26 protein-coding genes, 1 tRNA gene and 1 other RNA gene are annotated in these 23,715 nt (G+C 42.3%); 1 reads left to right on the top strand and 27 read right to left on the bottom strand.

The features are described from left to right. Positions 1-139: 139 nt before the first annotated feature. The 16 genes from purF to HMPREF2885_RS04420 all read right to left on the bottom strand — a co-directional run bounded on the left by purF (position 140) and on the right by HMPREF2885_RS04420 (position 14,971). Positions 140-1,582: an amidophosphoribosyltransferase gene (purF, locus tag HMPREF2885_RS04485; RefSeq protein ID WP_049479237.1), complete on the bottom strand. Its 1,443-nt coding sequence runs from the start codon at positions 1,580-1,582 to the stop codon at positions 140-142. A 12-nt stretch (positions 1,583-1,594) separates the two neighbouring features. Continuing rightward, positions 1,595-5,320 carry a phosphoribosylformylglycinamidine synthase gene (locus HMPREF2885_RS04480; RefSeq protein WP_070657251.1) on the bottom strand — a complete coding sequence of 1,242 codons (3,726 nt, stop codon included), beginning with the start codon at positions 5,318-5,320 and terminating at the stop codon, positions 1,595-1,597. Between the two features lie 56 nt (positions 5,321-5,376). Then, the gene (gene purC, locus HMPREF2885_RS04475; protein ID WP_070657248.1) at positions 5,377-6,084 is read right to left on the bottom strand and encodes a phosphoribosylaminoimidazolesuccinocarboxamide synthase; all 708 of its coding nucleotides are present in this window, start codon (positions 6,082-6,084) and stop codon (positions 5,377-5,379) included. A 168-nt stretch (positions 6,085-6,252) separates the two neighbouring features. Continuing rightward, a complete protein-coding gene (gene comB, locus HMPREF2885_RS04470; protein ID WP_070657245.1) occupies positions 6,253-7,602 on the bottom strand; it encodes a competence pheromone export protein ComB in 1,350 nt (449 codons plus the stop codon). A gap of 12 nt (positions 7,603-7,614) precedes the next feature. After that, entirely contained in the window at positions 7,615-9,768 is a 2,154-nt protein-coding gene (gene comA / locus HMPREF2885_RS04465) for a peptide cleavage/export ABC transporter ComA (protein WP_070657243.1), read from the bottom strand. Positions 9,769-9,978: 210 nt separating this feature from the next. Beyond that, on the bottom strand, positions 9,979-10,188 hold the full coding sequence (locus HMPREF2885_RS04460; protein WP_000869801.1) for a hypothetical protein: 210 nt from the start codon (positions 10,186-10,188) through the stop codon (positions 9,979-9,981). 24 nt (positions 10,189-10,212) lie between these two features. Beyond that, entirely contained in the window at positions 10,213-10,401 is a 189-nt protein-coding gene (locus HMPREF2885_RS04455) for a hypothetical protein (protein ID WP_000722238.1), read from the bottom strand. A gap of 37 nt (positions 10,402-10,438) precedes the next feature. Beyond that, positions 10,439-10,660, bottom strand: coding sequence for a hypothetical protein (locus tag HMPREF2885_RS04450; protein WP_049478100.1), 222 nt, complete (start codon positions 10,658-10,660; stop codon positions 10,439-10,441). 24 nt (positions 10,661-10,684) lie between these two features. Beyond that, positions 10,685-10,840 carry a hypothetical protein gene (locus HMPREF2885_RS10155; protein WP_000661692.1) on the bottom strand — a complete coding sequence of 52 codons (156 nt, stop codon included), beginning with the start codon at positions 10,838-10,840 and terminating at the stop codon, positions 10,685-10,687. A 149-nt stretch (positions 10,841-10,989) separates the two neighbouring features. Further along, a complete protein-coding gene (locus HMPREF2885_RS10150) occupies positions 10,990-11,166 on the bottom strand; it encodes a hypothetical protein (RefSeq protein WP_186822451.1) in 177 nt (58 codons plus the stop codon). 12 nt (positions 11,167-11,178) lie between these two features. Next, on the bottom strand, positions 11,179-11,328 hold the full coding sequence (locus HMPREF2885_RS04445; protein ID WP_001052546.1) for a class IIb bacteriocin, lactobin A/cerein 7B family: 150 nt from the start codon (positions 11,326-11,328) through the stop codon (positions 11,179-11,181). A 17-nt stretch (positions 11,329-11,345) separates the two neighbouring features. After that, on the bottom strand, positions 11,346-11,489 hold the full coding sequence (locus HMPREF2885_RS04440) for a class IIb bacteriocin, lactobin A/cerein 7B family (protein WP_000180838.1): 144 nt from the start codon (positions 11,487-11,489) through the stop codon (positions 11,346-11,348). 314 nt (positions 11,490-11,803) lie between these two features. After that, positions 11,804-12,040: an acyl carrier protein gene (locus HMPREF2885_RS04435; RefSeq protein WP_000136435.1), complete on the bottom strand. Its 237-nt coding sequence runs from the start codon at positions 12,038-12,040 to the stop codon at positions 11,804-11,806. A gap of 5 nt (positions 12,041-12,045) precedes the next feature. Further along, positions 12,046-13,038 (bottom strand): phosphate acyltransferase PlsX, encoded by a 993-nt coding sequence (plsX, locus tag HMPREF2885_RS04430; protein ID WP_070657240.1) that lies wholly within the window; start codon positions 13,036-13,038, stop codon positions 12,046-12,048. After that, positions 13,035-13,805, bottom strand: a complete 771-nt coding sequence (recO, locus tag HMPREF2885_RS04425; RefSeq protein ID WP_070657237.1) for a DNA repair protein RecO — start codon at positions 13,803-13,805, stop codon at positions 13,035-13,037. The genes plsX and recO overlap by 4 nt, the downstream gene beginning before the upstream one ends. Continuing rightward, positions 13,802-14,971, bottom strand: coding sequence for a pyridoxal phosphate-dependent aminotransferase (locus HMPREF2885_RS04420; RefSeq protein WP_070657234.1), 1,170 nt, complete (start codon positions 14,969-14,971; stop codon positions 13,802-13,804). Before HMPREF2885_RS04420 ends, recO begins: the two co-directional genes overlap by 4 nt. Before the next feature lie 151 nt (positions 14,972-15,122). Between HMPREF2885_RS04420 and HMPREF2885_RS04415 the strand changes: the two genes are divergently transcribed. After that, entirely contained in the window at positions 15,123-16,133 is a 1,011-nt protein-coding gene (locus HMPREF2885_RS04415) for a YeiH family protein (protein ID WP_000009151.1), read from the top strand. A 28-nt stretch (positions 16,134-16,161) separates the two neighbouring features. Here the strand turns inward: HMPREF2885_RS04415 and HMPREF2885_RS04410 are convergent, their stop codons facing one another. The 11 genes from HMPREF2885_RS04410 to HMPREF2885_RS04360 all read right to left on the bottom strand — a co-directional run bounded on the left by HMPREF2885_RS04410 (position 16,162) and on the right by HMPREF2885_RS04360 (position 23,710). Then, entirely contained in the window at positions 16,162-16,599 is a 438-nt protein-coding gene (locus tag HMPREF2885_RS04410) for a CoA-binding protein (RefSeq protein WP_049490128.1), read from the bottom strand. Between the two features lie 119 nt (positions 16,600-16,718). Then, complete coding sequence (locus HMPREF2885_RS04405) at positions 16,719-17,687, bottom strand: ribose-phosphate diphosphokinase (protein WP_000010174.1); 969 nt, start codon at positions 17,685-17,687, stop codon at positions 16,719-16,721. A 214-nt stretch (positions 17,688-17,901) separates the two neighbouring features. Beyond that, positions 17,902-18,396 carry a beta-class carbonic anhydrase gene (locus HMPREF2885_RS04400; RefSeq protein ID WP_002876632.1) on the bottom strand — a complete coding sequence of 165 codons (495 nt, stop codon included), beginning with the start codon at positions 18,394-18,396 and terminating at the stop codon, positions 17,902-17,904. Positions 18,397-18,468: 72 nt separating this feature from the next. Continuing rightward, the gene (gene radA, locus HMPREF2885_RS04395) at positions 18,469-19,806 is read right to left on the bottom strand and encodes a DNA repair protein RadA (protein ID WP_261674087.1); all 1,338 of its coding nucleotides are present in this window, start codon (positions 19,804-19,806) and stop codon (positions 18,469-18,471) included. A gap of 37 nt (positions 19,807-19,843) precedes the next feature. Beyond that, positions 19,844-20,401 (bottom strand): histidine phosphatase family protein, encoded by a 558-nt coding sequence (locus HMPREF2885_RS04390; protein WP_000752155.1) that lies wholly within the window; start codon positions 20,399-20,401, stop codon positions 19,844-19,846. Continuing rightward, positions 20,361-20,804: a dUTP diphosphatase gene (locus tag HMPREF2885_RS04385; protein ID WP_000701977.1), complete on the bottom strand. Its 444-nt coding sequence runs from the start codon at positions 20,802-20,804 to the stop codon at positions 20,361-20,363. Before HMPREF2885_RS04385 ends, HMPREF2885_RS04390 begins: the two co-directional genes overlap by 41 nt. 64 nt (positions 20,805-20,868) lie before the next feature. Continuing rightward, positions 20,869-20,963, bottom strand: an RNA gene (gene ffs, locus HMPREF2885_RS04380) — signal recognition particle sRNA small type. A gap of 32 nt (positions 20,964-20,995) precedes the next feature. After that, positions 20,996-21,463: a tRNA adenosine(34) deaminase TadA gene (gene tadA, locus HMPREF2885_RS04375; protein WP_001110100.1), complete on the bottom strand. Its 468-nt coding sequence runs from the start codon at positions 21,461-21,463 to the stop codon at positions 20,996-20,998. A gap of 200 nt (positions 21,464-21,663) precedes the next feature. Beyond that, positions 21,664-22,950 (bottom strand): adenylosuccinate synthase, encoded by a 1,287-nt coding sequence (locus HMPREF2885_RS04370; RefSeq protein ID WP_070657304.1) that lies wholly within the window; start codon positions 22,948-22,950, stop codon positions 21,664-21,666. 241 nt (positions 22,951-23,191) lie between these two features. Continuing rightward, positions 23,192-23,428, bottom strand: coding sequence for a sigma(X)-activator ComW (gene comW, locus HMPREF2885_RS10215; protein ID WP_000939509.1), 237 nt, complete (start codon positions 23,426-23,428; stop codon positions 23,192-23,194). Between the two features lie 208 nt (positions 23,429-23,636). Next, positions 23,637-23,710: transfer RNA gene (locus HMPREF2885_RS04360), tRNA-Asn, on the bottom strand. Between the last annotated feature and the right edge of the window lie 5 nt (positions 23,711-23,715).

The raw sequence follows: 23,715 nt of genomic DNA, 5'->3' as shown, positions 1-23,715 counted from the left end.
TCTAGCTTTGGTCCCATAAGACAAAGCGTCTACTGACAAATGCTTTAGCTTTTAGTCAGTAGCGAGACGTGGCGCATAAGCATTTTTATTTGTCATCTTTTTTCCTCTTCCTTTCCTTTAATGGAGAGCCTTCATCCGCCTATTTGTAAAAACTGGTCTTTTCTTCCAAACTTCTACGATAGTCTTCCTCATAGTCATAAAGAGGTGTTGGATAATCGCCGTCAAAGTAAGCGACACAGAGACCTCCATTCGGCGCATCTGTTTCAATACCAATCGAATCAATCAAGCCATCAATCGAAAGATAGGTCAGGCTATCCGCACCAATTATTTGACGAGTTTCTTCGACTGTATGATTGGCCGCAATCAGCTCCTGACGCGTCTGGATATCAATCCCGTAGAAGCATGGATAAGCCAGCGCTGGACTACCAATGGCAACGTGAACCTCAGACGCACCTGCTTCTTTCAAAAGCTGAACGATACGGCGAGAGGTTGTCCCACGAACAATGGAATCATCAATCATCACCACACGTTTGCCTTTGACAACGCCTGAAACAGCAGACAGTTTCATCCGCACTCCTTGCTCTCGCAATTCTTGAGTTGGTTGGATAAAGGTACGCTGCGTGTATTGGTTTTTGATCAGTCCCATTTCATTTGGCAGACCAGATTCTTCTGCAAATCCCATAGCTGCGCTGAGTGAGGAATTTGGCACACCGACCACAATATCTGCTTCGTGCTTGAACTCACGCGCTAATTGAGCCCCCATACGTTTGCGAGCTGTATGGACATTAACACCATGGATATTAGAGTCAGGACGGGCAAAATAGATATACTCCATAGAGCAAATCGCCAACTGGGTATCATTCGTATAGCTATCATACTGAATCCCATTGTCATCCACAATCACAATTTCCCCTGGTTTCACATCACGAATCCACTCGGCACCAATGACTTCAAAAGCACAGGTTTCTGACGAAACGACCACCGCTCCGTTTGCCATTTTCCCAATAGAAAGTGGACGAAAACCATTAGGATCAAGAGCCGCAATCAACTTGTCCTCAAACAGCAGGATATAAGCAAATCCACCTTTGACAAGGCTGAGCGCCTCTTTGATTTTGCCCATCAAGTTGGGATTGTGACTCCGACGAATGAGGTGGGCCAAGATTTCCGAGTCCGAAGTTGAACTGAAAATTGCTCCTCTTTGTTCCAATTCTTTCTTGAGCGATTCTGCATTGGTCAAGTTTCCATTGTGAGCAAGTCCAAACTGCATATCATGAAAGCGAAAGAGGAAGGGCTGGATGTTATCAACAGAAGCTTCGCCAGCCGTCGCATAACGCACATGCCCAATCGCGCTCGTTCCAGTTAGTTTATCCAAATTAGCTGGATTTCTGAACACTTCTGATAAAAGCCCCATATCACGATGACGCTTCAATTGTCCCTGATCATTGGAGAGGATTCCTGCCCCCTCCTGACCACGGTGCTGAAGACTGTGGAGACCAAAATAGGTCAATTTAGCAGCGTCTGGATGTCCCCAGATACCGAAAACACCACATTCTTCATTAAGAGATTTTACTTCGTATGTCATTTTATATACCTTTTATTTCCCTGTGAAATAACGTACAGCCGACGCAAACAGGTGCTGGTTTTTATTCCCTGGGATGTTTTGGAAGAGACCGTCTTCATAACGTTCTGAGTGTCCCATCTTACCGATGATTTGACCATTCTTGCTAGTAATTCCTTCGATGGCATTTACAGAACCATTTGGATTGTACTTAGAGTCCATGCTTGGTTTACCCTCGAAATCAACATATTGGGTAAAGATTTGACCATTGTCACGAAGCTCTGCGAATTCCTCAGCTGTCACGACAAACTTTCCTTCACCGTGCGATACTGGGATGGCATGGATATCGCCCACTTGTACTCCAGCCAACCATGGTGAGTTGGTATTGGCAATTCGCGTTTCCACCATCTTAGCTACGTGCTGGTTGGCATCATTGTAGAAGAGGGTTGGACTAGTGCTGCTTGCATCCTCGAAGTTTCCGTATGGAAGAAGACCTGATTTGACCAAGGCCTGGAACCCATTACAGATACCGATAATCAAGCCACCACGAGCGATAAAGCCATCAATGGCTGCACGCACTTTTTCATTGAGCAAGATATTGACAATAAACTTAGCTGATCCATCCGGTTCATCCGCAGCTGAGAATCCACCTGCAAAGAAGAGAATGTTTGCCTTGCCGATATTGTCAACCATGGTTTCAACTGACTTGACAATGGCTTCTCCATTCAAAGTCACAAATGGCACCAAGTTAACCTCTGCACCTTCTTTTTCGAAGGCTTTAGCTGAGTCATATTCAGAGTTGGTTCCTGGGAAGACTGGGATGTAAACCACTGGTTTTTCAATGGTTTCCTTGGCTTTGATGACTGCGTCAGAAGCGACAGCTGGCACTTCTGCCAGTTCTTTAGCTTGAGCAAATTCAGTAGGGTAAACTTCTTCTAATTTTCCTTGGAAGGCACTGTCAAGCTTGTGTCCATCTAGCTTCACACCGTTGACAAGGAGTGTAAAGTTTGCTTTTGTTTGACCGATTTTCTCTACTCCAGTGATTTCTTCAGGAGATGTGAAGACAAATCCACCCAATTGAGCTGTCAAAGAACTTTCAAGTTCAGGCAAGTTCACCTCTGCACCGATATGGTTCCCAAAGGTAGCAAGAGCCAAGCTTTCAACCACACCACCATATTTGACAGCTGATGCAGATGTTACTTTGTGGTCAGCTAGGATGGCTTCAAACTGAGCAAAATTTTTCTTAATCAAGTCAAAATCAATCTCTGCAGAGAGGGCTTGACCTGGGATGTAGTAGATGTTTTCATCAACATTCTTGAACTCAGGAGAAAGTACCTTACGGCTATCCGCTGTCGTCACCCCAAAAGCGACCAAGGTTGGTGGTACGGTCAATTCTTCAAAAGTACCAGACATGGAGTCCTTCCCACCGATAGATGGCAAGCCAAGCTGGATTTGTGCTTCGATAGAGCCTAGAAGAGCCGCTACTGGCTGACCAAAACGCTCAGCTTGTTTGTCCATCCTCTCGAAATACTCTTGGTAAGAGAAGCGAGCCTTGGACCAGTTTGCACCAGCAGCCACCAAACGAGCAGTCGCTTCGATTACTGCATAGGCAGCGCCATGGTATGGAGACCATTCTGCTACATAAGGGTTAAAACCTTGAGCCATGACTGATGCAGTGTGAGTTACACCGTGTTGAACTGGCAATTTCTGCACAGATGCCTCAGTTGGTGTGAGTTGGTAGCGACCACCAAGTGGGTGATTGACCGTTGAACGACCGACCGAACAGTCAAAGATAGTTTGCAATCCTTTTTGACTCGCATGGTTGAGATCAGATAGAACCGCAAGGGTATCTGCTTCAAGTGTGTCAACGCTTGTTGTGCGTTCTTCTGGAAGTTTGACACCCTTGTCTACCACCTTGGCATCAACGACTACGCGCACACCGTTGGTATCAAGGAAACGACGTTCCAAGTCAACAATCGTTTCACCATTCCAGTGCATGACAAGATTTGGTTTTTCAGTCACTGTTGCAACGACAACAGCGTCAATATTTTCTTTATTACATTCTGCAACGAAGGCATCTACGTCTTCAGGACGCACCACAACTGCCATCCGTTCTTGAGATTCAGAGATAGCAATTTCTGTACCATTCAAGCCTTGGTATTTCAGAGGAACCTTGTTAAGGTCAATTTCAAGACCATCTGCCAATTCACCGATAGCCACACAGACACCACCAGCACCAAAGTCATTGGACTTCTTGATGAGACGAGTGACATCGCCATTACGGAAAAGGCGTTGGATCTTGCGCTCTTCGATGGCATTCCCTTTTTGAACCTCAGCACCGGCAGTCTCTACAGACTCAACTGTTTGAACCTTAGAAGATCCCGTTGCACCACCAACACCATCACGTCCAGTTTTACCACCGAGCAAGATAATCACGTCACCGGCTTCAGGTTTTTCACGGACAACATTGCCCTTGGGAGCAGCACCGACAACTGCACCTAGCTCCATACGTTTAGCTACAAAGCCTGGGTGGAAGTACTCACGAACGTAAGTCGTCGCCAGACCAATTTGGTTACCATACGAAGAATAACCGTGAGCCGCTGTTTTCGAAATGACTTGTTGTGGCAATTTACCAGCACGCGTTTCTGAAATCGGAGCTGTAATATCACCAGCGCCTGAGATACGCATAGCTTGGTAAACGTAGGAACGCCCTGACAATGGGTCACGAATGGCTCCACCGATACAGGTAGCAGCCCCACCAAATGGTTCAATTTCCGTTGGGTGGTTGTGAGTTTCATTCTTGAACATGAGGAGCCATGGTTCCTTGATACCATCAACGTCCACTTCGATTTCTACTGAGCAGGCGTTTATTTCATCAGACACTTCCATGTCGTCCAAACGCCCATTGGCACGCTCATAACGACCAAAAATAGTCGCCATATCCATCAAGGTTTGTGGCTTTTCAGACCGACCTAGTTCCTCACGCATGGCAATATACTTGTCATAAGTCGCCTGCAATTGCTTTTGGAATTTAGAAGCTGAGAAATCAATGTGTTTCAACTCGGTCTCAAAAGTCGTGTGACGGCAGTGGTCAGACCAGTAAGTGTCCAAAACCTTGAGCTCTGTTTCCGTCGGCACGCGCCCGATTGACTTGAAATAGTCTTGGATAAAGAGCAAATCATCCACTTCCATAGCCATTCCTTGTTCAGCCTTGTAGCGCGCAAAGTCTTCTGCTGTATAGCTTTCAAAGAAAGTCAATTTCGGAATGGTCTTGTCTGACTCTGAAAATTCCTGCTTGGCAATCCCTGTTGTGATATCCTTGAAACGAGAATCAACTGGATTGAGCAAATAGTTCTTGACCGCTTCCAACTCAGTCGCATCAATATCTTTATTAACCAAGTAAAGTTGGGCTGTGTTGACTGTTACATCACTTGAACTTCCCAGCAAAAGCAAGGCTTCCTGTGAAGAAGCTGCACGTTGGTCAAATTGCCCTGGCAAACTTTCAATGGCAAAGAAAGCATAGTTGGTAAGATCCGCTTGCACGGCCGCTTCGTCCAAGACATGGTCCGTCACCTGCTCAGAGAAGATGTGTTTCTCTGCAGGTGCAAATAAGTCCTCTACCAAGTCAAAGACATCATAAACTTGCACAATGCGAATACTTTTCAAAGTTGACAGTCCCAAGTTGTGCTGGAGCTCCCTTACCAAACTCTCTGACTTGACCTGAAAATCAGCCTTTTTCTCAACAAAAATACGTTTATCCATCAATTCTTATTCCTTTATTTCAGCTTTTGCAATGTTCACAAATGACCTTGAAGGTGCTATTTTAAACCTTGCAATTTCTCCCAAACAATCTCGTAAACGTCCGTCAATTCACCCAAGCCACGGCGGAAAACATCCTTGTCCATGTGGTTGCCATCTGCATCCCACAAACGGCAGTTATCTGGTGAAAACTCGTCTGCCAAGATAATCTTGCCATCTTTGTCAAAACCAAACTCTAGCTTAAAGTCAATCAATTTGAGGCCAATCTCAGCAAACCAGGCTTTCAATAGTTCATTGATACGACGGGTTTCTTCCTTCAAGTAGGCAATCTGCTGATCATCCGCAATCTGTAGGAATTTCACGTGCTCGTCATTGATAAAGGGATCATCCAAATCATCATTTTTATAGTAAAATTCGACAATTGGAGTCTCAAATGCAATACCTTCTTCTACGCCAAAACGTTTTGAAAAGGAACCAGCCGTGTAGTTGCGGAGCACAACTTCCAAAGGAATAATCTCCACCTTTTTATTGAGTTGTTCCGTATCCGAAAGTTTCTCCACAAAGTGAGTCGCTACACCAGCCGCATTTAATTTCTCAAAAATAAAAGATGAAATCTGATTATTTAACACTCCCTTGCCCGCAATCTGCTCCTTCTTGACACCGTTGAAGGCAGTTGCCTGGTCCTTGTAAGTTGAAATAATGAGATTTTCATCCTCAGTTGTATAGATATCCTTGGCTTTTCCCGAATAGATCAGTTGTTTTGACATTTTAAAGTTCGCCTTTCGTTTTACTTGAGCACATTCTACCACAAAAGCATGAAAAATTCAAGGTTTTTACGAATAAATAACGTTTTCCTATTTTAAGCGTAAAGAAAAACTGCAAGATGAACTCTTCCTACAGTTTTAAAATCATTTATCCTCTGAAAAACACGAATATTACCCTTTATTCAAAAATTGATCCCAAAAATAACGGAGATAGCTTTTCTTTCCCGTAATCATCTGCAGGCGGCCTTCTAAACCATAGCGAAGTGTTGCAGCCTGCTCAGAAGTCAGATGGGTCTCCGCCTCAATTTTAAAGAAATTTCCTTGTTCAGTCTTTGTAGCTGTCGCATCAATACTTGTAATCGTAGAATCCAGGAAAATTTGATTCTTGGCATCATTAGTCGTAGTATAACGGACAGAGTCCCCAATCTTGACTCTAGCAACATCCTTTGAACTGAGATAGGCTGTGAGTTTAGTTTTCCCTTCTTTTTCCAGGGATGGATAGAGTTGGGCTAGCAGGGTTCCTTCTGCGACCATGGTAGAATCACTGGTTTCAGGATTAAGGTGAAGCACCCCATCCTCACTTGCTGTAATCTTCCCTTTATCTAGGAGACCTCCCTGTACCTTCTTACCCGATTCCGCCTCCAAAATTTTCTGATCTAGAAGAGTTAATTCCTGGCCAACTTTGACTAAGTGCTGAGACTTGAGCGATTCCAGTTGACTATCCAATCCCGTTGCGTGGGCCTGCTGAGCTCCAGAACCCGCATACTGTACACGATACGTAGCTAGACTAGACTCTAGCTGGGCAATTTGAGCATCCACTTGCGCAATAACTTGCGATTTAGCTTGCGGATTTTCTTCACCTTGGTTTTTATAGGTCTGGTAAAAAGAGTAGGCTGCATTTTGACTATCCAGTTGATCTCCCTTTTCAATCGCTGACTTTGCTGTTTTGTAGTCTCGAATTTTATCCTCTGTTTGACTGATAAGATTGCCAATCTCGGCCTGGCTCTGACTTGCTGCCGCATTTTGAGAAGAGATGCTGGCATTTTGCTGAGAAACATTACTCCTAAGACTACTAGCTTGGCTGAGATAGTCTCGAAACATCTCCTGATAACCAAACTTATCCGCCTCTGGGAATTGATCACTCCCCTCTTTCAAACTGGATTGCAAATACCCCAACTGCTTTTTTTGATCCTTTAGCATCTCCAATTGACTGGCATATGCCTCAACCTGGACAGCCTCCGCCCCTTGCTGGTACTGAACGAGCAGATCTCCTTGCTTGACCAACTTGTTTTCTTCCAGATAGTTGCCCACAATGCGTTGATTGCTAGTCGACTGGATGTTGGCAATGATCCGACTAGGTTCGACAGTTGCTCTGGTAGATAAACTAATCTCCTTCTCTGCAAAAACTGCAAATCCCAGTAAAAACATGAGCAGAAGTGACATAGGTAAAATCACCCGACTGGAAAAATTATGGTAACGACGATTATAAAACTCCGCACTTTCTAAAAATTCTGGTTTCATCCTCTCCTCTTTCTAGCTATTTACCAAATGGGCGTAAAAGCCATCCTGTGCAAGCAAGTCTGCATGGGTACCCTCTTCAACAATCTTGCCCTTATTCAGAACAACAACCTTTTCTGTTCGCTCAGCGATGGTCAAACGATGGGCGATGAAAATCAAGGTCTTGTCTAAAGCCATGAGATTATCGACAATCCGCTTCTCTGTCAAAATATCCAAACTGCTAGTCGCCTCGTCCAAGATCAAGACAGGTGCATCCGTCAAGAGAGCACGCGCCAGAGCGATTCTCTGCCGTTGCCCACCAGAAATTCCAGCCCCATCCGAAGTTAATTCTGTCTGGTAATTCAGTGGCATGCGCTCAATATCCTCCCGAATCTCTGCCAACTCGACTGCTCGTAAGATATCTTCCTGAGTCGTCCCCTCCTTAGCTCCAAGGAGAAGATTCTCCAAAATCGTTCCGTTAAAGACATAGGGCTGTTGAGGCAGGTAGTTGATGTACTGGCGCAAGGATTTTTTATCAATCTGATTGAGATTGACACCACCCAGACTAATCTCTCCCTGACTTGGATCGTAGAAATTAACCATCATCTTGGCCAAAGTCGTCTTACCGGATCCCGAAATCCCCACAAAAGCCATCTTAGACCCTTGCGGAATGGTCAAATTGATATCCGACAAGACATCACGCCCATAGCCATACTTATAGTGAACTTGTTTAAAGGTCATATCCCCTTTCATCATGCTCAAATCTTCTACCGTTTTCTTCTCCTCAAACTCCGAAGCTACTAGATAAACCTCGTTAAGACGGTTATTGGCGACCTGAGCTGTCTGAAGTTTGGTTTGTAGGTTGATGATATTTTCCAAAGGATTGGTAAAGTAAACAAGCAAAGTATTATAGGTAATCAGCTGGCCCAAACTCATTTTCCCATCCATGACAAGAATAGCTCCCAGCCAGAGAACGGCAACATTGAGCAGGAGCTGGGCAACTTTTTTCAGCGCCTTTTGCTGGCTTTCTGCCCGACTATAGGTAAAAGATTTTTTCAGATAAGCCACAAATTCCTTGTCAATCTTTTGATAGCGCGAACTTTCACTGGTCAAAGACTTAATGGTCTCAATACCATTGATGTCCTCGATGATAGAAGAAGACAGAACCGCATTGGCTTCCATGGTATCTCGATTCATCTTTTCAAACGGCTTCATAAAAGCAAAGATAATCACTGTATAGATGGGAAGCGCAAGTAGACTAATGAAAAAGAGCGTCATATTTTGTGAAAACAAGACAAGCGAGATAATCAAAATCGTCGACACATCTAGGAAAATCGACAGAATGGTCGAAGCTAGCGCATCGATGATACTATTGGCATCTGTAAAACGAGAAACGATTTCTCCTGTCCTGCGTGTCGCAAAAAAGGACATCGGCAGGTGAAAAACATGCTTGATGTAGGACAAAATCACGTCAATCGACAAGCGTTGCCCAAGGATTAGTAGAAGATATTCCTGGGCATAAGACAAAATTTGCTGGAGAATATAGACGATGACTAGTCCTATTGAGATAATGCCCAAGGTCGAACGCATCTGGTCTGGTACGTAACTATCAATGATGGACTGAAGATAGTAGGAACCCACGATATTGATCAAGGTCACCAAGAGTGTCGCTAGGACGATATTGGTAATTAAGCCACGCTGCTTGAGTAAGATCGGCAAGAAGGATAGGAGTCCCTGTTTTTTCTCCTTATGAGGTTTATAGTCCGGTGATGGTGCCATAAAAATACTAACCCCTGTCCACTCTTGCGCAAATCGCTCACGGGAAATCTTGGTCAGCTTGATACTAGGATCTGGATCAGCGATATGAATGTGCTTTTTATCCTGACCTATCACCACATAGTAGTGGAGCAACTTCCCTTCCTTGAGCACATGAGCCACAAAAGGAAAGGTCAAATCTGGCAAATCAAAGAGCGTCATATCCGCCTTGATAGCCCGCGTCTCAAATCCAATCTCCTCTGCCACCTTTACAAGTCCCAAAGCGGTCGTCCCATCCATGGTCGTCTTTGCCAACTCTCGTAGATGAGCCAAGGAGTAATAACTACCGTAGTAACCAAAGACCATAGCCAAGGAAGCCACGCCACAATCCATCTGGTCCACCTGAGGACGATAGTGCCTTTTCCTAAATTTCATATCCTTCTCCTTTTTCTAACAATCTCTTAAAAACTTTGTAAGATTATTTTAACCAAATAAGGATAAAAACAGGAAAATATTCCTAAATAAACTATTTTTGCACCTAAAACGCACTTTAAAAAGCATAAACTATCATTTAAATGTAAAAAAGCAGAACAAAAGTTCTGCCTGTTTAAAGTAACCGTTAAAAAATGAACGTCCAGAAATAAACTATTCTGAAATGATATTCTCTTTACTTCTATAAAGTGAGATAAATGTCATCAAAAATAATGAAATCGTAGGTATATCAAAACATTCAAACCACGTAGGTAGATTTATTTTGTTTACATCAGCCACAATTCTAATCATTAGATAAGCTATAGAGCTAAACAATACAATAAACTCTGACCAAGCTTTTTGTAGTAATTGAACAACTTTCATCTCAAACTCCGATCTGATGGTTCATCAATTTCCAATCGTACTTTCTTTTGTTTTGTACTTGTATCCTACATAAAACAGACCAAGCAGAATTGGATAGGTTTCTGGATAAAACAGAGTATTGATCGGATTTTTCATAATCAAATACGTTGCGATATAAAGAATAATCGATACGACAAAATACCCCTCAGCAAATCCTAATAAGATTTTTTTCATAGCAGACTCCTATTTACATGCACAAAATCCTTTTCATTCAGATTGATCTTTTATAGTTTTGATTATTTTTCTTCAAATCCTTACAAAAAATACCAAAATAGCCTGCAGCAATCAAACCTATTAAACTCCATTGCCAATCAAAAGATACTAGCGAACCTGTACGAATTAGATGAAGCGTAAGATTAAGACCTATTCCTAACAAAGGAAGTATAGTGGCTAGCTTAGGTAACAATGTATTGAGATTTAGGTTACGATTCATAGTTAATTTCCTTCTATATTTAGATTAACGTCTACTTCCTAGATAACGCCCATACATATAAGCAGCTACTCCTAATACACCCCAAGCTATTGCTGTGGAAGTAGTGACAATGAAGCCTCCTTCAGTAAGAGCCAAATCTTCTTCTGTCATGATATCAAATTTTTTATCCATTTCTTTCATTTTTCTCTCTCCTTTTTAAATAATACTGGCTAATCCAATAGCTACTCCAACCAAAATCCCTACTATTCCTAAATTAGTTCTTATTTCATTGATAATAACTAAAAGATGACTATTCAATAGCAGTTGCCATACACTAAAAATAGTTCTCTTTAAACCTTGTCTTTAGCTGAATCCAAGTAACTCATCATTAAAATAAGGATAGGAATCCATAATTCCGAGCCTACATACTGATCAACTTTAAAGGTGATTACATTTAAATCTCCCAATATGCAAAGCACTCCAAAAATAATTAGAACTGCTCCCATTACATTTTTTAGATTTTTCATACAATTCTACTTTTATCCAAATTTACGTTTTAAATCTTGACCAATTAATCGACCACCAAGGAAAATTGCTACTCCTCCAGCAATCATGGCTATGGTAATTAAGCCACCTTCTGTATTCATCAATTCTTCTTCTGTCAATTCTGTCCATTTATTTAAATTCATTTTTTCTCTCCTTATTATTACATAAAATAGCCCCAAGCAATACCACCAATTAGTAAGACACCTCCTACAACTACAGCGGTAACCGACCCCCCATTCACATCCGTCAACTCTTCTTCTGTAAGAGCTACAAAGTTCTGTTCCATGTTGTCAAAATTTGTCATCTTTTTTCTCCTTATTTTTTCTATATATTTAATCTTTAACCTCTAAGCCACTTAAATAGCCAGATTGGGTAAATTACTGAAATCATTTTCTTCTCTCCTTCACTTTTTCCTTACCTATCTATTCGAAAAACAATTCGAAAATAAACAATTCATTCATTTTTATTTTAAAAACCACTTGATGAACCACGGATAAAAACCAGTCACATACATAAATGTTCCTCCTTTTTCTTTCTCATCTCTTTATTCGCAATTTCTACTAAAAGTTTCTCTTTTTCCGCAAATAAAAAACAACATGACTTGCATGTTGCTTTTGGCTATTTTTTATCTTTAATAATCGCTACTACATCCGCTACACTTTGAAGTTGGTCGATTTCCTCATCAGTGATTTCGATACCAAATTCATCTTCTAGTGTCAAGACAAACTCCATCAAGTCCACTGAGTCCGCATCTAGATCGTCTTTCAAACTTAAGGCCTCTGTTACGGCAAAGTCTTCTCCCTGTCGCTCTTGGATAATGGTTACAATACGGTCAAAAATTTCTTTTTCTGTCATCTTTTTTATTCTCCTGAAAATTCACGCGCAGTCTGAGCAACTACGTCTGTTTCTAGCATGGTACGAATCTGACGAATCGTACTGTACACAGCCTTGGCATCACTTGAGCCATGAGTTTTTACAACTGGCGCCTTGACGCCAAACAAGACTGCTCCTCCAACATCTGAATAGTTGAGCTGTGTCTTCAACCCCTTAAGACTATCCTTAAGAAGTAGAGCACCTAGCTTCGCTCGAAGGCCACCACCCGTAATAGCATTTTTAAGTAAGCCCATGATTCCCAAAGCTGTACCTTCGATGGATTTGAGAACAGCGTTTCCCGTGAAACCATCTGTTACGATAACATCCGCAACGCCATTCATCAGATCACGCGCTTCCACGTTTCCGACAAAGTTCAAACTTTGATCAGCTACTAACAAGTCGTATGTTTCCTTTCGAAGCGGATCTCCCTTGCTGCTTTCTGTTCCATTGTTGAGCAAACCAACACGTGGTTTCGAAATTCCACGAACATTTTTCGCATAGAAGGAACCTAGGACAGCGTATTGGTGCAGATGATGGGCTGTATTTTCCGCATTGGCACCGAGATCTAGCATATCAAACCCTTTTCCATCAATGGTCGGTAAGGTAGACATGAGTCCTGGACGATCGATATTTTTGATACGACCCACAATGAAGAATCCTGCAGCCAACAAGGCACCTGTGTTACCAGCAGAGAGGACAGCGTCTGCTTCTCCCTCTTTAACAGCCTTAGCTGCCAATACCATGCTGGCATTTTTCTTCTTACGGATAGCTTTTGTCGGCTCATCGTCTGAGTTAATTTTCTCATCCGTATGGATAATGCTGACACGCTCTGTCGCCGTTAGATATTGCTTGATCTTGCTTTCATCTCCGTAGAGTTGAATCTCAATATCTGAAAAGTCAGCTAGGGCTTGATTGACACCCTCAACGATGGCTTGAGGTGCGTAATCGCCCCCCATAGCATCTACTGCGATTTTTTTCATTTATCTTCCTCTTTTAGTAATTGTCCCCAGTCTGCTAGGGAATCAATAAATTTCTTTGATTTTAGGTGAATCCCAACGTACTCTTCGTAGAGTTGATCCATAAACTTGCGCAAGTCTTGCTTGATTTTTGCCTTAAGCGAAATGGTCTCCAAGGTCTCAAAGTCAATGGCTTGAAATTGATTGAGCAGATAAGGGATATTGGGATTTAGATGACAACGTCTCTCATCCTCATGATAATGCTCTGGGCAGAGGCAGGCTCCATATTTGAAAGAAAAGTCAAAGGCCTGACCGACCCGATGGCAAAAGACACACTCATTAAAATTAAGGCTGATTCCAAATCGAGTCAAGATTTGAATTTCAAAAATATTGGTTAAAACCTGATAATCTATCCCTGCTTCCATCAACTCCAGAGTCTTCCTCAAGAAAGCAAACAAGGGAGCATCCTGCTGATTATCCTGCAAACTAGCATCTGCAAGGGCAGCCACATAGGTTGCATAGGCCATGACAAAGAGATCACTATTAATCTTGGGAAAGGTCATCACCTCGTGATAGTCCTCAATGTAGCTAAGCCCATCATCATTGATTCGCAAGAGAAATCGTGCCAACACCAAGGGCTGAATAACCGGAGCTAGTTTGGACTGGCCAGCGTGTTTGACGAAAAACATGCGCTTGCCCGCCTGCTCGGTAAAGATCTTGACTAGCTTGTCATCTTCACGAAAGTTACGATTGTAGAGCACCAAGCCTTGACTCGTGATAGACTGAATCATGCTTCTCTCATGTACTCCTCAAGTCGTTTCATGGCCTCTCTGATCGTTTCCATGCTGGCTGCATAGGACAGGCGCACATAGCCTTCTCCGTAACGCCCAAAGGCGGCACCAGGGATAAAGGCAACGGCCTTCTTCTGAGCAAAATCCTTCAGAAAAGCAAAGGAATCTTGATTGTAGCCCGCTGGAATCTTAGCAAAGATATAGAAGGCCCCATCTGGTTTGGTAATCTCAAAACCAAGCGTAGTCATCTTCTCGATGATATAATCTCGACGCTGGATGTATTCCTTCTTCATAGGCTCTGCGTCGTTTTTACCAGCCGTCAAGGCCTCCACCGCAGCATGTTGCGCCATGGTATTTGCGGCAGTAACCAAATATTGGTGACTCTTGATTAACTGAGCTGTGAAAGCTGCAGGAGCAAAGATAAAGCCTAAACGCCAACCTGTCATAGCATGCGATTTAGATAAGCCATTAATAATAATAGCCTGGTCTCTCAGCATAGTTCCCAATGATACATGATTTTCCCCTGTATAGGTTAATTCTGAGTAAACCTCATCACAGACAACAAAAATCTCATACTTGCGTAAAACGTCTGCCAAGGCTTCCAACTGCTCCCGACTATAGGTAATACCTGTCGGATTGGCTGGATAGTTGAGAATAACTGCTTTGAGCTTGTCCCCTTGCTCCAAAATGGCCTTTTCCAACATCTCAGGAGTCAAGACAAAACCATTTTCAGTTGTATCAATCTCGACAATCTCTGCCCCAACTAGATTGACAATCGGCTCATATCCTGGGTAGGCAGGAGCTGGCAAGAGCACCTTGTCCCCCTCTTCCAAAATAGCCGTCAAAGTAGCAGATAAAGCCTCTGTCGCCCCAATTGTAACCAAAATTTCATTTTCAGGATTATAATCTAGCTGGTATTTTTCTTTTACAAAGTCGCTAGCAGCCTGGCGCAAGGTCAGTAAACCGCTCATCCCTGTATAGTAGGATTGGTTCTGGTCAATGGCCCGCTTTGCCGCCTCCTTGACATGATCTGGCGTTGTAAAATCAGGTTCTCCCAAGGTCAAGCGTAGAACTCCAGGAATCTCTGAAATGGCCTGATCAAACTGGCGAATCAAGGACACTTGAATCTTATCTAATTGTTTATTAAAGCGTTTGGTTAAGTCCATAGATATCCCCCTTGCTTACAGAACATAGTACTATTATACTACAAAAGCTCCCTGACCGCAAAATCCATCTGAACCCCGCATTTTTCACTTTCTGTTTTACTTTTCTTCTCAACAGGACTATAATAATAAGTGCTTATTTTCGGAGGTTTATATGTCATTTTTATCAAAAAATGGAGCAGGCATCTTGGCCTGCCTTCTCATTTCTATCGTATCATGGTTTCTGGGAGGATTTTTCCCCGTCGTGGGTGCACCTGTCTTTGCAATTTTTGCTGGAATGCTCCTCCACCCCTGGCTCTCACCCTACAAACAACTAGACGCAGGTTTGACCTTTAGTTCCAAGAAATTGCTCCAGTATGCCGTTATCTTACTCGGTTTTGGTCTCAATATCTCGCAAGTCTTCGCAGTTGGACAATCTTCACTCCCCGTCATCCTTTCCACCATTTCGATTTCCTTAATCGTTGCCTACCTCTTCCAGCGTTTCTTTGCGCTAGACACAAAACTGGCTACCTTGATTGGAGTGGGTTCTTCTATCTGTGGTGGTTCTGCCATTGCTGCGACAGCACCCGTTATCCATGCCAAGGAAAAAGAAGTTGCCCAAGCCATCTCCGTTATCTTTTTCTTCAATGTCTTAGCAGCACTTATCTTTCCAACTCTAGGAACCTGGCTTCACCTATCCAATGATGGCTTCGCCCTCTTTGCAGGAACTGCAGTCAATGATACTTCTTCTGTAACGGCTACCGCCAGCTCCTGGGACAGTCTTTATCAGACCAATACCCTTGAGTCTGCAACTATTGTCAAACTCACGCGCACCTTAGCAATCATCCCCATCACGCTCTTTCTCTCCTACTGGCAAAGTCGCCAGCAAAAAAACAGCCAAGATTTCCAACTAAAAAAAGTCTTCCCACTTTTTATCCTTTATTTCATCTTAGCCTCTCTCTTAACGACTCTTCTCACCTCTCTCGGCGTGTCTAGTAGCTTCTTCACCCCTCTCAAACAACTCTCCAAATTCCTTATCATCATGGCCATGAGTGCCATCGGTCTCAAAACCAATCTGATTGCCATGGTCAAATCCAGCGGTAAATCCATTCTTCTTGGAGCCCTTTGCTGGATTGCCATCATCCTCACCAGTCTTGGCATGCAAGCATTGATTGGTACTTTATAAAATAAAAAGGTAGCCCATGGCTACCTTTTTATTGCTCAAGAATTAAGCGAGTATGTTCTCTCTTAATACAACGATTCATCACGATGTCATCGCATCCTCCAGCACGTAAGATTTCTTCCGCTTCTAGATTTTCAAGTCCCAGTTGTGCCCAAAAAATCTTAGCATCAGCCTTGAGAAAATCACGCGCCACATCTGGTAAAAACTCACTGCGACGGTAAACATTGACAATATCTACAGGAAAAGGAATCTCTTCTAGACTCGCATAAGCCTTTTCTCCCAAGATTTCCCCACCTGCAGCCTTGGGATTAACTGGAATGATTTTATAGCCCCGAGCTTGCATTTCCTTGGTCACTCGATTACTAGTTGTTTCCTCACGATCGGACAAACCCACTACCGCTAACGTTTTACTGGTTGTAAGATACTGACGGATCACACCATCACTTGGATTGATAAATTCTTGGCTCATAGAAATCCTCCTTTTTTCTCAGTATAGCATATTTTGAAAAGGCTTGCAGATTTTGACTATAAAAATCTCCTAGCAAGAAAAGAAACCTGCTAGGAGTTCTGTCTACTTCAAGTGAAAGATTAAATCTTTTTCTCAATACAAAATAGGGGAGAAAGAGGACGTTTTTCGTGGATACGGATAATGGCATCGCCAAGAAGATGAGCAATCGAAATTTGTTCAATCTTATCAATCAAACGCTCCTCTGGTAGGTAGATAGTATCCAAAACAACCAATTTCTTAATAGCTGATTTTTGGATATTGTCCATAGCTGGCCCTGAAAGTACTGGGTGCGTACAGCTTGCGTAAACTTCAACAGCACCTGCTTCAGCAAGAGCGTCCGCCGCATGGCAAATGGTTCCAGCTGTATCGATCATATCGTCAATCAAGATACAAGTCTTACCTTCTACCTTACCGATAATATTCATCACTTCACTGGTATTCATCTTGTCTACACTACGGCGTTTGTCAATAATCGCAATCGGGGTTTTCAAAAACTCTGCCAATTTACGAGCACGAGTCACTCCACCATGGTCTGGGCTGACAACCACGTAGTCAGAACCAACCATACCACGACGTTCAAAATAGTCCGCAATCAAGGGAGCACCCATCAAGTGATCTACTGGAATATCAAAGAATCCCTGAATCTGTGCAGCATGCAAATCAATCGTCAACAAACGATCTACCCCAGCAACTTCTAGCATGTTTGCAACGAGCTTTGCAGTGATTGGCTCACGCGCGCGCGCTTTTCTATCCTGACGTGCATAGCCATAGTAGGGCATAACAACATTGACAGATTCTGCACTAGCACGCTTCAATGCATCCACCATAATTAAAATTTCAAGTAAATTATCATTTACAGGTGAACTAGTTGATTGTAGGATAAAGACGTGTTTTCCACGGATTGATTCTTCGATGTTGACCTGAATCTCCCCATCTGAAAATTGGCGAACAGTCGATTTCCCCAACTCTATCCCAATTTCTTGCGCCACACGCTCTGCCAATTCTCTATTAGAAGAAAGGGCAAACAGCTTTAAATCAGAAAAAGACATGATTTCCTCCGGTATTTATGTATCACTTGTTTTTCACACAACATTTTCCATTTACCATTGTAGCGCTTTTTCCTTTATTTTTCAATCAAAAATAAAACAAGGGCAAACATTTATACCCTTGTTTTTTACTATTTTATATTAGCTATATTAAAACTAAAAATCCTACATTTTAACAATCGATTTTATGCTAGGATGAGATTTTTTCGAGATAAAGTTAGTATACTTCTCTCATACTTCCTGTATCCACATCATAGACAGCACCTGAAATAACCACATCATCAGGAATCAGTGGAGACTCTCTAAGCAATTGCATATCCTCTCTCACACTCTCTTCCACATCCTGAAATGGTAAAAAATCTTGATCAGACACATCAACCCCGAGCTCGTGTTTCAAATGTTCATGAAAACTTTCATTTTGAAAGGTTTGAGCTCCACAGTCTGTATGGTGAAGCACCACGATTTCTCTTGTCCCCATTTGTTGCTGGGAAATCACTAGTGAACGAATCATGTCCTCAGTTACTCGACCACCCGCATTCCGCAAGATATGAGCATCCCCAAGGGCCAAACCTAGAGCTTGCGCAACGTGTAGACGTGAGTCCATACAGGTCACGATAGCTACTCTGGTTTTGGGTTTAAGTGGCAGATTTAACTGCCCATGTAGGGCAACATAAGCCTGATTGGCTTGCATAAACTGTTCAAAATACGACACGATTCCCTCCTCAAAAATTTGATAATCAAATATTTCTCCTATCTTATCATTTTTAAGAGGATTTGTCACGGATTATGCAAAGACCTTTTTCAAAACTTCTTGAATCGTTGTCACACCAATGACTTCAATTTCCTTGGGTGGAGTGATTCCTGTCAAGGAATTCTTGGGTACATAAATCTTGGTAAAGCCCAGTTTTGCCGCTTCATTAATACGTTGTTCGATGCGATTCACGCGCCGAATTTCTCCGGTCAAGCCCAGTTCACCCACAAAACATTCCTGAGGATTGGTAGGCTTGTCCTTGTAACTAGAGGCAATAGCCACTGCAACGGCTAAGTCAATGGCAGGCTCATCCAATTTGACACCACCAGCAGATTTGAGATAGGCATCCTGATTTTGCAAGAGAAGCCCTGCACGCTTTTCCAAAACAGCCATAATCAGACTTGCACGATTGAAATCAACTCCAGTCGTCGTACGTTTAGCATTTCCAAACATGGTTGGTGTTACCAAAGCCTGAACCTCCGCCAAAATCGGACGGGTCCCTTCCATGGTCACAACGATTGACGAGCCAGTAGCCCCATCCAAACGCTCCTCTAGGAAAACTTGACTCGGATTGAGGACCTCAACCAATCCACCCGACTGCATCTCAAAAATCCCAATCTCATTAGTGGAACCAAAACGGTTTTTGACTGCCCTCAAGATACGAAAGGTATGGTGACGCTCCCCTTCAAAGTAAAGCACCGTATCCACCATATGCTCCAACATACGCGGACCAGCCAAGGTCCCTTCCTTGGTCACATGTCCTACGATAAAGATAGCAATGTTATTAGTCTTCGCCAACTGCATGAGTTCAGCCGTTACTTCACGAACCTGAGACACAGACCCCTGCACCCCTGAAATCTCAGGAGACATAATCGTCTGGATAGAGTCGATGATGAGAAAATCTGGTTGGATGCGCTCCACCTCAGATCGAACACTCTGCATATTGGTCTCTGCATAGAGATAAAACTCGCTATCAATATCCCCCAAGCGCTCTGCTCGTAGCTTGATTTGCTGGGCAGACTCCTCCCCACTGACATAGAGAACAATTCCCACTTGAGACAACTGGGTTGAAACTTGTAGGAGAAGGGTTGATTTCCCGATTCCTGGATCCCCACCGATAAGGACGAGACTTCCTGGTACCACTCCGCCTCCAAGCACACGGTTAAATTCCTCCATCTCGGTCTTGGTTCGATTGACATTGATAGACGTTACTTCAGCCAGTTTCATGGGCTTAGTTTTCTCACCCGTCAAGGACACACGCGCATTCTTAACCTCGACAACCTCGATTTCTTCTACAAAAGAAGACCAAGCTCCACAGTTGGGACAACGTCCTAGATACTTAGGTGAATTATATTCACAATTTCGACACACAAATGTCGCTTTTTTCTTTGCGATGATAAACCTCTTTCTAAATCTCTACCTCACACTCAATTACTTGGCAAAAATCAATCTTCTCGTCTGGTACAAATTGGCGCATGAGCATTCGATGAGTGACAACTACCACAGTCTGGTAGTCTCTATACTTAGCCATACATTCTAGAAACCGAGACTTCATTTCCGTAGCTGTCTCATATTGAATAGGACTATTAGAAAGTAACTCCCCCTTGTTTTCTAGAAATAGTGTTCTAGCCTCTTCAAATCTATCTATGCCTGATTCATAGACCTGCCATTCGTGTAACAAAGGCTCCACCCTCAAAGGAAGGCCAGTAGCACAAGATACATAAAAAGCCGTTTCTAAAGCTCTCGTTACTGCTGAAGTCACTAGTAGATTAGCCGATTGTAGCAAAGGATTTTGCCAAAGTTCCTGAGCTTGTTGCCGTCCTTTCTCAGATAAAGGTGCTAAATCCATCCCAAAACCTGTATAAGAACGTTCCTCTAACTCACGGTAATCTGGCTCCCCATGACGTACAAAGATAATCTTCATCTTAGTGTCCAGTTGACCCAAAACCACCAGTCCGCACGCCATCCGCTTCATCTCCGTCTGCAATCAAAAATGGTGCAAAGACAGCCTGGACTACACGTTCTCCAACTTCGAGGACGACTTCCTGTTCAGTAATGTTTTTCATCTGAGCAAAGATATGACCTTCATTCCCAGGATTTCCATAATAATCCCCATCAATGACCCCAACTGAGTTAATCAAGACCAAGCCCTTCTTGCGAGGGTTTGATGAACGGTCATAGAGATAGAGCACTTCTGTCGGCTGCATATAGGCCTTAATCCCTGTCGGAACCAAAACAATCTCTCCTGGAGCAATCACAGTGCGTTCTGCAACCTTTAAATCATAACCAGCTGCATGGGCTGTCTCTCGCTTCGGTAACAAATTTTCATCTGTAAAACTCGAAACCAATTCAAAACCACGAATTTTCATATCTTTCTCTTTTCTATTCTATAATCATTTATTCTAGGCTATTTTATCTTATTTATTCGAAAAAAGCACGAAAAAAGAGCACACAATTCACACTCGCTTAGGGCTGCTGGATTCCTCCCCTGACCCGCTTCACGCAGAACTGTTGCTCCACTATTTATTATACCACATTCCCCTCGGTTTTTAAAGAGAAATTATTTTTTCCGTCGATTTCGGAAAAAGTCCTGCATAATCGCTGCACAATCATCTTCCAAAATTCCCGCTTCTACCTCTACACGATGATTGAGACGCTCATCTGTCAAAATATCGTACAGACTTCCAGCTGCACCAAATTTCTGGTTTTTAGCCCCGTAAACCACGTTTGGAATACGGGCAAGCCCAATCGCCCCGCTACACATGACACAAGGCTCAATGGTCACAAAAAGCGTACAATCCAGCAGTCGCCAACTCTCTTCACTCACATTCGCATTCTCTATAGCCATGATTTCTGCATGCATGACCGCCCGTTGCAACTCCTCGCGCGCATTATGCCCCCTACCAATGATTTCTCCATCCTTGACAATCACACAACCAATTGGAATTTCATCGTGTTCTAAGGCAATCTCAGCCTCTCTCAAAGCCTCTCTCATAAAGGCTTCTTTTTCTTCAACTGTATAATTCATCGTTCTTCTCTTTTCCTACTTGTCGATTTTATTATTATATCATGATTCTCAACACAAAAAAAGCCACCGAATGCGGTGACTTAATAGGGAGATTATTATGAAAAAGAAAAGTTTAGGATATTTGTTACAACAAGTTAGGAGGTCTTCTTGTAACTGTCTATAGTATACCCAACCTGTCTTAAACTAATCTTAAAAATCTCCTATGACCAAACACTTTCTAAAATATTAGTTTGTTCACGACCGGGACCTACTGAGAAAGTTGAGATACGAACACCAACCAACTCGCTTACACGACGAACATAGTTACGTGCATTCTCAGGAAGGTCTTCTAAATTACGGACTCCAGTGATGTCTTCTGACCAACCTGGCAATTCCTCGTAGATTGGCTTGCAACGTTTCAACTGCTCAAGACTAGCAGGATAGTAATCAATACGTTGACCATCAAGATCATAGGCCACACAGATTTTCACAATATCCAAACCACTCAAAACATCGATAGAGTTCAATGAAAGATTGGTAATCCCAGATACACGGCGGCTGTGACGCATCACAACTGAGTCAAACCAACCCACACGACGTGGACGACCAGTTGTTGTACCGTATTCATGACCTACTTCACGGATGCGATCTCCCACTTCATCAAATAATTCAGTTGGGAAAGGTCCGTCTCCTACACGACTTGTGTAGGCTTTACATACACCTACAACCTTGTCAATCTTACTTGGGCCAACACCAGACCCAATCGTCACACCACCAGCGACAGGGTTTGACGACGTAACAAATGGATACGTACCTTGGTCGATATCTAGCATAACGCCTTGCGCACCTTCAAACAGCACACGTTTGCCATTATCAAGCGCATCATTCAAGATAACAGATGTATCTGTCACGTATTGCTTGATTTGTTGACCATACTCATAGTATTCTTCAAAAATATCGTCAACTGAAATAGGGGTGCTATCATATAATTTTTCAAACAAACGATTCTTTTCCGCAAGATTACGTTCCAAACGTTCACGGAAAATATCCTTATCCAAAAGATCCGCAATACGAATTCCAACACGAGCAGCCTTGTCCATATATGCTGGACCGATTCCCTTGATAGTAGTCCCGATTTTATTGTCGCCCTTAGCTTCTTCTTGTAGACGGTCTAATTCAATATGATATGGCAAAATAACATGCGCACGATCAGAAATACGCAAGTTATCAGTTGTCACACCTTCCTCATGAAGATAGCGCAACTCTTTGACAAGGGATTTTGGATTCACGACCATCCCATTCCCAATAACAGAGATTTTTTCAGGAAAGAAAATTCCAGATGGAATCAAGTGCAACTTAAATTTCTTACCATCAATCACAATCGTGTGACCAGCATTATCACCACCTTGATAACGAGCAATTACCTCTGCATTAGCTGAAAGAAAATCTGTAATTTTCCCTTTACCTTCATCACCCCATTGGGTACCTACAACAACAACTGAAGTCATAATAAAAATCGTCTGAGCTACTAGGAGCTCGTCCTTTCTCATATACATGGCAGGAATTCCACCCGCAATTATATCTTACAATTTATTATAAGAAAAAAACACTATTTTATCAAGAAGAAACAGTAGAAAAGATTTGGAAATTCTTTCATTTCTAAATATAAAAACCTTTGATTATAAGCTAATTCTATATTTTTTAAAATATAACTACAACAATCGTTCGTAATTATGATATAGATACTTCCTATTGGATGAGAGTGGTACCACCTTGCAGGAATTTATCTAGATATAGACGATAAGCTGTTTTAAAGTGATATAGTGAAAAGTCCCTATCACTTTTTATTTTAAATCGGATTAAATAATATAGTAAAAACCGAAGATGAAGTGATTCCCACTCTGAACAACTCTGACCTAAAGAGGCATATTCTTGTTCAACTAGTTTCAAAAAGACAAATGCTCGATCATAAAATTTCTGAAGCATATAAAAATTCCCTTTCTTATTAGTAACACTAGTCTAACAAAAAAAGGAACTAAAAAAGTTTCAAATCCTATAAAAGAAGAATTTAAAGCTAAACGAACTAAAAATAAAATAAAGAGGTAATTACAGATTTAAAAATTAAAATTTGAAATTTCAACAGTCCACTATATTTATAAATAAAAAAACGCTCAGTTGAACGTTTCGATTTATACTCCGCCAGTAGGACTCGAACCTACGACATCATGATTAACAGTCATGCGCTACTACCAACTGAGCTATGGCGGATAAAA

Source organism: Streptococcus sp. HMSC062H02, from assembly GCF_001813005.1.
GTDB classification, from domain to species: Bacteria; Bacillota; Bacilli; order Lactobacillales; family Streptococcaceae; genus Streptococcus; species Streptococcus oralis_S.
This window is presented reverse-complemented; position numbering and strand designations above follow the sequence as displayed.